The 8,608-nt window shown below is 73.3% G+C and carries 10 protein-coding genes; 6 read left to right on the top strand and 4 right to left on the bottom strand.

Features of this window, described 5'->3' with window-relative positions; all coding sequences use genetic code 11:
- Positions 1-751: DUF4382 domain-containing protein (locus Q0116_RS08280; RefSeq protein WP_297886854.1), on the top strand; the 751-nt coding region annotated here is incomplete at its 5' end.
- Here Q0116_RS08280 and Q0116_RS08275 read toward each other — a convergent pair.
- The 4 genes from Q0116_RS08275 to hemC form a co-directional block, all read right to left on the bottom strand.
- On the bottom strand, positions 752-1,153 hold the full coding sequence (locus tag Q0116_RS08275; RefSeq protein WP_297886853.1) for a hypothetical protein: 402 nt from the start codon (positions 1,151-1,153) through the stop codon (positions 752-754).
- A 215-nt stretch (positions 1,154-1,368) separates the two neighbouring features.
- Positions 1,369-2,127, bottom strand: a complete 759-nt coding sequence (locus Q0116_RS08270; protein ID WP_297886852.1) for a uroporphyrinogen-III synthase — start codon at positions 2,125-2,127, stop codon at positions 1,369-1,371.
- The gene (gene cobA, locus Q0116_RS08265; protein ID WP_297886851.1) at positions 2,124-3,026 is read right to left on the bottom strand and encodes a uroporphyrinogen-III C-methyltransferase; all 903 of its coding nucleotides are present in this window, start codon (positions 3,024-3,026) and stop codon (positions 2,124-2,126) included. Before cobA ends, Q0116_RS08270 begins: the two co-directional genes overlap by 4 nt.
- Positions 3,019-4,167 (bottom strand): hydroxymethylbilane synthase, encoded by a 1,149-nt coding sequence (gene hemC, locus Q0116_RS08260; protein ID WP_297886850.1) that lies wholly within the window; start codon positions 4,165-4,167, stop codon positions 3,019-3,021. Before hemC ends, cobA begins: the two co-directional genes overlap by 8 nt.
- 167 nt (positions 4,168-4,334) lie before the next feature.
- Here hemC and Q0116_RS08255 point away from each other — a divergent pair, with 167 nt between their 5' ends.
- From Q0116_RS08255 to Q0116_RS08235, 5 genes are all read left to right on the top strand, one after another.
- Positions 4,335-5,366: a beta-ribofuranosylaminobenzene 5'-phosphate synthase family protein gene (locus Q0116_RS08255; protein ID WP_297886849.1), complete on the top strand. Its 1,032-nt coding sequence runs from the start codon at positions 4,335-4,337 to the stop codon at positions 5,364-5,366.
- 56 nt (positions 5,367-5,422) lie between these two features.
- On the top strand, positions 5,423-6,259 hold the full coding sequence (locus tag Q0116_RS08250) for an HTR-like protein (protein WP_297886848.1): 837 nt from the start codon (positions 5,423-5,425) through the stop codon (positions 6,257-6,259).
- A gap of 87 nt (positions 6,260-6,346) precedes the next feature.
- The gene (locus tag Q0116_RS08245; protein WP_297886847.1) at positions 6,347-7,321 is read left to right on the top strand and encodes a hypothetical protein; all 975 of its coding nucleotides are present in this window, start codon (positions 6,347-6,349) and stop codon (positions 7,319-7,321) included.
- The gene (locus tag Q0116_RS08240) at positions 7,318-7,950 is read left to right on the top strand and encodes a hypothetical protein (RefSeq protein WP_297886846.1); all 633 of its coding nucleotides are present in this window, start codon (positions 7,318-7,320) and stop codon (positions 7,948-7,950) included. Before Q0116_RS08245 ends, Q0116_RS08240 begins: the two co-directional genes overlap by 4 nt.
- A gap of 91 nt (positions 7,951-8,041) precedes the next feature.
- The coding region (locus tag Q0116_RS08235; protein WP_297886845.1) for a putative sulfate/molybdate transporter at positions 8,042-8,608 on the top strand (567 nt) is incomplete at its 3' end.

Genomic DNA, 8,608 nt, shown 5'->3' with positions numbered 1-8,608 from the left:
CACCGAGACTGACGACGACACCGGTGAAAACGTCACCGAGACCGACGACGACGGGTCTCCCAACGGCACGGCGGACGACGAGGACGGAGAGGACGACGTCGAAGGCGACGAAAGCGAAGACAACGAGGAAGACGCCGAAGCGGACGACGAGGAAGAAGACGCCGAAGGGGAAGACGAGGAAGAAGACGCCGAAGGGGAAGACGACGCGGACGGCGGGGAGGACCGCGGCTTCCGGGTCGTCGACCTCGACGGCGCGACGGTCGACCTCACCCAGGTGATCGACGAGGACGCGATCGCCGTCTTCGACGGCGAGCTCCCGGCCGGGAGCTACGAGAAGATCGAACTGGAGGTCTCCGCCGTCGAGGGAGTCGTCGACGGCGCCGAGGTCGAGGTGAAGCTCCCGAGCGAGAAGCTCCAGATCACGAACGGGTTCGAGGTCACCGCGGACGAGCCGGTCAGCTTCGTCTTCGACATCAACGTCGTCAAGCGCGGCAAGAACAACGGCTACATCCTCAAACCCGTGATCTCGGGCAGCGGGGTCGCGGGCCGCGACGTCGAGGTCAACGAGATCGACGAAGACGAGGACGGCGACGATGACGACGAGGAGTCGGAGGCGGACGAAGAGGGTGAGGAGGGCGACGACAGCGAGGAGACCGACGACGAGGAGACAGACGACTCCGACGACGGTGACGGCACCACCGGTGGGAACGAGACGGACGACGCGGAGAACGGGACCGAGGCCGGAAGCTAACTACGAGGAGGTTCCGAGCGACGACGCGGTCGCGGACGGGCTCCTCGCCCACTGCATCGCGGCGTCGTCGTCGTTGAACGCCTCGGTGTCGACCCCCTCGACGTCGATGGTCCGCCGGAGGTACCGGCGCTTCGACCGCTGCCCGACGACGGCGAAGCGGTCCACGCCGCGGGCGACCGCGATCTGCGCGGACTCGCGGAGCGCCCGCCGCCCGGCGTCGGAGCACGGTCGGCTCGTCCGCACGACGATCACGACTGCGTCGACCACGTCGGGGTCGGTCGCGTTCCGCCAGCGATCGAGGAGCGCCTCGCCGTCTGCGGGGCTCAGTCCAGTCCCGTGTGGGAACTCGACGACGAGGACGTCGTCCTCGACCCGCAGCAGCCAACGCTCGCTCGGTTCCATGACACGTTCTCTCTCGTCCCGAGTGATAAATCACACCACCCGAATATCCGGTCTGATATTTTGCGGTCGCGGTCGGGTGGCGACGTTCGGAGCCGTCGCGTCCGTACCGGTGGGTCCGGAACAACGACGCCGGCCCCGCCGGAGTCCGTTATCAGGAAATAGATTCGAATCGGACGCGGCGGCTCACTTCGATGTGCGCCGACGGGCCGGCTCGCTCAGTGCTTCCGGTCGCCGTCCGCGTCGAGCGCATCGACGACGGCGGTCGCGAGCGCCTCGAACGACGCCTCGTCGGGGACGACGTCGACGTCGACGCCGCGGTCCGCGGCCGTCTCCGCGGTCGGCGGGCCGATGACGCCGACGACCGCGTCCGCGAGCCCGGTTCGCGCCGCCTCCTCGACGCCGCGGTCGGCGGCCGCCGCGAGGAAGTTGTCGACTGTCAGCGAGGAGGTGAACGCGGCCGCGTCGAGGTCGCCCGCGGCGGCCAGATCCGCCGAGTCGCCCGCGCCGACCGGCCGCGTGAGCCGGTACAGCACGGTCTCTGTCACCTCGGCGCCCGCGTCGCAGAGTCCGTCGAGCAGCACGTCGCTGCCGTGGTCGGAGCGGGCGACCGTCACGCGCTCGCCAGCCACCCGGGACCGGAGCGCCGCGACGAGGCCCGCGGAGGTGTACTCCTCCGGGACGAGGTCGACCGCCCATCCCGCCTCGCGGGCGGCCGCCGCGGTCGCCGGGCCGATGGCCGCCACGTCGGCGTCACCGGGTTCCCAGCCCGCCTCGGCCGCCAGCTCTACGCCGGTCTTGCTCGTGAACACGACGAGCGGCGCGGCGGCCGGGACGGCCCCCGTCGGGTCGACCTCGAGCATCGGGTCGGCGACCGGTTCCGCGCCGAGCGACCGGAGCACCTCGCCGGCCGTCTCGATCCGCTCGTCGGCCGGGCGGAAGACGGCCACGCGCGGCCCGCCCGCCTCGCCGCTCACGCCCCGTCACCTCCGTCGGTGGCGTCGTCGTCCGCCCCGGACCCGTCGCTCTCGCTCGCCGACCGGACCGGGGCGGAGCCGGCGTTCTCGAGGAGGGTCACGACGCGGTCGCGGGTCGCGGCGACGTCGCCGATCACGGTGATCGCGGGCGGTTCGATCCCCGCCTCGTCGCGGACGTCGACGATGGTGTCGAGCGTGCCGGTCGCGACGCGCATGTCGGGCCAGGTGGCGCGCTCGACGAGCGCGACCGGCGTGTCGCCGTCGAGGCCCGCGTCGCGGAGCTCGGCGGTGTACGCCGGCAGCTTCCCGACTCCCATCAGCACGACGATGGTGCCGCCGGTGTCGGCGAGCGCCCCCCAGTCGACCGCGGACTCGTCTTTCGTCGGGTCCTCGTGGCCCGTGACGAACGAGACCGAGGAGGTGTGGTCGCGGTGAGTGACCGGGATCCCGGCGACCGCGGGACCGGCGATGGCCGAGGTGACGCCCGGCACGACCTCGAAGGGGACCCCCGCCTCGGCGAGGTGCTCGGCCTCCTCGCCGCCGCGGCCGAAGACGAACGGGTCGCCGCCCTTCAGCCGGACGACGCGGTTCCCCCCGCGGGCCAGCTCGACCATGCGTCGGTTGGTGTACTCCTGCGGCGTCCACTCGCCGCCGGCGCGCTTGCCGACGTCCTCGCGCTTCTCGGGCGGGATCTCGCCGAGGATCTCCGGGCCCGGGAGCTTGTCGTGGAGCACCACGTCGGCCGACTCGATCAGGCGCTTCGCCTTCACCGTGAGGAGATCCGGGTCGCCCGGGCCCGAGCCGACGAGGAAGACGGTCCCGGTGCTGTCGCCACGCCGGCGGGTCGGCGGCTCGTCCCCGCCCGTCTCCGGGCCCGTCCCGACGCCGTCGTCACTCATCGGCCTCCTCGCGGGCCACTGCGATCAGGTCGTCCGCGCCGCGGTCGGCGAGGTCCGCGGCGAACTCGGCGGCGGCCGTCGCGTGCGACCGGATCGGGAGGTCGCGGGTGTCGGCCACTTCCTCGGTGCCGTCGGTCGAGAGCACCCGCGCCCGGACGTGGACGTGCTCCCCCTGAACCATCGCGGAGACGCCGATCGGCGCGACGCAGCCCCCGTTGAGCTCGCCGAGGACCGTTCGCTCGACGGTGACCGCGACGCGGGTCCGCGGGTGGTCGACCGCGTCGCGGACCGCTTCGACCACGTCGGGGTCGCTCGCCGTGACCGCGATGGCACCCTGCCCCGCCGCGGGGACGAACTCCTCGCGCGGGAGCCGCGTCGTCTCCACCTCGTAGAAGAGGTTCGAGCGGCGGAGCCCCGCCTCCGCGAGCACGATCGCGTCGTACTCCGTCTCGACTCTCCGCTCCATCGCGTCGCGTTCGAGGTCGGACAGCGAGTCGAACCACTCTTCGACGGTCTCGTCGAACTCCTCGTCGACCTCGTCGCCGTCGGTACCCTCGTCGTCCGTGTCGTCAGCGTTCTCGTCGCCGTCCTCGTCGGCCTCCGCGGTCAGGGCGCTGTCCTCGCCCGAGGCGATCAGGCGGCGCTCGTGTTCGGCCTGGAGGCCGGGCGCGAGCAGCTTCTCCAGCCGCGTGTCGACGTTGCCGCGGATCGGCTCGACGGTGAGGTCCGGTCGGGTCGCCCGGATCTGCGCGCCGCGGCGGAGCGACCCGGTTCCGACGACGGCACCGGCCGGGAGCTCCTCGATGCCGAGGCCGTCCGGCTGGACGACCACGTCGCCGGAGGGCGCGCGCTCGGGGACGCCGGCGACGACGAGGTCCGCCATGTCCTCGGTGGGGAGGTCCTTCAGCGAGTGGACGGCGAGGTCGGCGTCCCCGGCGAGCACCTCCTCGTCCAAGGCGCGCACGAACGCCCCCGTCTTCCCGAGGCGGTGGATCAGTTCGTCGGGGATCTGGTCGCCGCGCGTCTCCACCTGCCGGAGTTCGACGTCGCGGCGTCGGCTCGACAGCGCCTCGCGGACGGTCTCGGCCTGCCGGAGGGCCAGGTCCGACCCGCGGGTCGCGAGCCTGAGCGTTTCGGTCATACCCGGACCGAGGTCCCCCGCGTTCAAAAGCGCACCAGTTCGGCTCCCTCGGCGACCGCGGGCGACCGCGGCGGCTCGCGCCGCGCCGGCGGGACGAGGCCCCGTCCGAGGCAACTCCCGCCACCGTCACGGGCCCTTTATCGGTCGCCCCCCAAGCCGGAGGCGAGATGGCACGCGCGAGCACCGGGGCGCGGCTCCACTTCGGTTTCTGTAACCTCAGCCTCTCGCACGAGCGCCTGTACGGCGCGCTCGGCGTCGGGCTCGCCAACCCCCGCGTCGTCGTCGACGCCGAGCGCGCCGCCGAGGTGCGCGTGACGGTCGAAGAGGCGGCGGAGGCGCCGTCGGAGTCGGCAGATCCGCCCCCGAGCGTGCGCGACGACGTCCGCGAGTACGCGACGGCGGCGGTCGACCTCCTCGGGGTCGACGGCGCCCGGGTCGCGGTCCGCGAGTCGCTCCCGCGCCACGCCGGGCTCGGCAGCGGGACGCAGTTGGCGGCGGCGACGCTCGCGGCGGTCGCGGCCGCCCACGACCTGCCCGCCAGGGTGCGCGAGCGCGCACCTGCCCTCGGCCGCGGCGGGCGTTCCGGCGTCGGCGTCGCGACGTTCGAGGCGGGCGGCTTCGTCCTCGACGCCGGCCACCCGACCGCGCGATTCACCACCGACCGCCCCGCGGACGGCGAGTGGACCGTCCCGCCGGTGGCCGCGCGCCACGCCGTCCCGGACGACTGGCGCTTCCTGCTCGTCGCCCCCGACGCGGCCGCCGGCCGGAACGGTGACGCCGAGGACGACGCCATGCGGACCGCGGTCGAGCGAGCGGAGCCGGGGCTCGCCGACCGCATCGGGGGCATCGTCACCCGGCGCGTCCTCCCCGCGGCCGCGACGGGGGACGCGGAGGCGTTCGGCGCCGCGGTCGCGGAGATCGGCCGACTCAACGGCGCGTGGTACACCGACGAGCAGGGCGGGGTGTACCGACCGCCGGTGGGGGAGATCGTCGACTCCCTGTCGGGGGCCGCGCCGGTGTTCGGGGCCGGGCAGTCCTCGTGGGGGCCGACCGTCTACGGCGTCACCGACGCGGCGCACGCGGACGCGGCCCGCGACGCCGGGCGACGCGCGCTCGACGCCGCCGGCGTCGGCGGCGGGGTGACCGTCGTCCGGGCGGCCGACGGGGGCGCGCGAGTCGACGCGGGCGCGGACGAGTGAGGGCGGCACGGGCCGGGAGAGGTAACACTAAGCCCCGGGGCGACGGGGCGTAAGCCATGTCCAGTCTTCCGTTCGGGGTCGCGCGCCTCGACTCGATCCTCGGCGGCGGCGCGCCGCCCGGCAGCGTCGTGTTGCTCGCGGGCGAGGCGGGCGCGGGCGCTCGGGAGTTCGGCTACACCAGCGCGGCGATGAACGCGCTCGCGCGGGCCGACGAGGAGCTGTTCGACCTGTACTACGGCGACGTCGACGCCGACGCCGCGCTGCCCGACTCGGTTCACTACATCTCCTTCACCGCCGACACCGAGGCGATCACCCGAGAGATGGGGTTCACGATGGCCGACGAGATCGTCGACGCGGCGGTTGAGGAAATATCGTTCCGCGACCTCTCGCCGGAGTACTTCCAGCTGTCGCCGGTCCCGCGCGACTGGTACGAGACGGAGACGGCCTCGATCACCGAGCTCGGCGACCGCGGCGAGTACGAGGACGTCCTCACCGCGTTCGGCGACTACCTCTCCGAGCACGGACAGGGGAGCCTCGTCTGTATCGACTCCGTCACCGACCTCGTCTCCATGGTCTCCGACGACACCGACTGGAGCGACGTCGCCATGGTGATGAAGGGGCTGAAGAAGGCCGCCTACGAGTGGGGCGCCCTCGTCCTCGTGCTGGTGAACACGGACTCGATCAGCGACCGCGAGTTCGGCACGCTGATGGACGCCGCCGGCGGAACCCTCCAGTTCTCCTGGGAGAGCGGCGGTTCGCAGCGCGCCCGGACGATGTTCGTCCGCGAGTTCCGCGGCGTGCTCTCGCGACTGGAGGCGGAGAACATCGTCCGCTTCGAGACCGAGATCCACGAGGGCGGGTTCGACATCAGCGACGTGCGCAAGATCCGGTAGCGCGCGCCGAGTATCGATACGGAGAACGCCGCGGCAGGTTACTTAAGCCTCGCCGCTCAATGTCACGTAGATGACGGAGGACCCGCGATGAGCGACCTCGACCCGGCGGCCGCCCTCGACGACGCCGCCGCGGAGGCCGACGTGAGCCGCGAGGTGTTCCTCAAGCGCGCGCTCGTCGCGCTCGCGGAGTCCGAGGAGATCGACGTCCCCGACGCCGAGGAGCTGGCGGCGGTCGAGGCGCGCCTCGACGACCTCGACGCGGAGCTGGACGAGAAAGTCGCCGACCTCCGCGAGCGGTTCATCGACCTCTACCGGGAGGTGGAGTCGCTCGACGCCGCGGACGGTGACGCCGACGACGCGGAACACGCGTCCGCCGAGCGCCTCGACGACCTCGCCGCCGAACTGGAGCAGACCGCGTCGCGGCTCGACCGCCTCGACGCGGCCGTCGCCGACGCGCCCTCGTCGGACCGGGTCGCCGACCTCGACGAGCGGGTGACCGCCCTCGACGACCGCCTCGACGAGTTGGACGCCGTCCGCGACCGGCTGGCCGCCTTCGACGAGCGGATCGACGATTTCGACGGCCGCTTCGACGACGTCGACGAACGAGTCGAGGGCGTCGACGACCGGCTCGCGGCCGTCGAGTCCGACCTCGACGATATCTCGCCGGACGAGCTGACCGAGATCGACGACAAGCTCTCGCGGGTCGCGAACGCGGTCGTCAGGGTCAGGCGGCGGCTCGACGCGGCCGAGCGCGACCGCGCCGACCGCGAGCGCTTGGACGCGCTGACGCGGACGGCCAACCGACACGGCGTGCGGACCGCCGACTGCGACCACTGCGGCGGCGGCGTCGAACTCGGATTGCTGTCGGCCCCGGAGTGCCCCCACTGCGGGCGGCGGTTCCAGGACATCGAGCCCAACGCGGGCTTCCTCGGCACGTCCAGGCTCCTCGTCGGTGACCGCCCGGCCATCGACGGTGACGTCGCGGACGGCGACCGCACGGAAGGGACTCGATCGCCGGACCGGACCGCGAGCGACGGCGGGGCCAGCGGGGAAGAGCGATGAGCGGCGACGACCGGGACGGCGACGGGGACGACCCCTTCGACGACGGGTCCTCCGACGACGAACCCACCGAAAGCGACCCCTTCGACGCCGGCCCGAGCGACGCCGTCGAAGACCCCTTCGCGGCGCTGGGCGAGGGCGTCGACGAGGGCCCGGGAGCGACGGAGACGGACGGTTCCGTCGGGGACACCGAGGCGTCGCCCGCGGACCCGGAGCCGGCCGCGCCGGCCGACGACCCGTTCGCCGAGCTGGACGCCGACGCGACCGGCGCGGCGACCGAGGGGGACCCCTTCGAGTCGATGGGGACCGGCGAGGTCGGCGACGAGGACGTCTGGGAGGCGCTCGACGAGGGGACGGCGGTCGGTCCCGACTCGTCGGTGTCGGCGTTCGACCCCGAGGCCGGCGGCGGGCTCGGCGACGCGGCGGGGCGGTCGATCGGTCAGTCGACCGACGACGAGCAGGTCGTCGACAAGCGGAGCTACTGCCAGCAGTGCCCGCACTTCTCGTCGCCCCCGGAGACGGCGTGTTCCCACGAGGGGACCTCTATCGTCGAGTCGGTCGACTTCTCGCGGTTCCGGGTCCGCAACTGCCCGATGGTCGACGCGGAGGGGCCCGCGTTCGACCGGGAGTAACCGAAATCGACCTCGCGACCCCGCCCGTGTGCCCCTCCGTCGTTTCTGAACGCGTTCAAGTGCGAGCGACCGGTACGACGCACGTCACGCGATGGGACGCCTCTCAGGCGAGCGTCGGTCGGTCGACTTCCGAGCGGGTGCGCTCACCGGCGCGATAGGGGATTCGATTACGGTCGTCCCGCTCGTCGTCGCGCTGGCGCTGCTGACGGAGGTGTCGCTGCCGCACGCGCTCGTCGCCTTCGGCGCGTTCCAGATCGTCTGGGGGGTCAGGTACGGGCTCCCGGTGTCCGTCGAGCCGATGAAGGCGCTGGCCGCGCTCGCCATCGCGGGCGCGCTCACGTACGCCGAGCTCGCGCTCGCCGGGGTGGTTCTCGGCGGCCTCCTCCTCGCGATCGGGCTCTCCGGGGCGCTCGCGTCCGTCGAGCGGTGGATCGGCGAGCCCGTCATCCGCGGCGTCCAGTTCGCGGTGGGGCTCGTGCTCCTGGAGACGGCCGTCGGCCTCGCGGTCGACGACCCGGCGCTCGCGCTCGTCGGGGTCGCCATCGCCGGCGCGTTCGCGCTCGCGGGGCGAGGGAAGGCGAGCGCGCTGGCCGTGGCGGTCGTCGGCGTCGCGACCGCGGTCGTCGTCGCGGGCGTGCCGACGCCGCGGCTCCCCGGC

The organism is uncultured Halorubrum sp. (assembly GCF_937146585.1).
In the GTDB taxonomy this organism is placed as follows: domain Archaea; phylum Halobacteriota; class Halobacteria; order Halobacteriales; family Haloferacaceae; genus Halorubrum; species Halorubrum miltondacostae.
The sequence above is the reverse complement of the archived record's forward strand: the minus strand, read 5'-3'. Positions and strand labels throughout refer to the sequence as shown.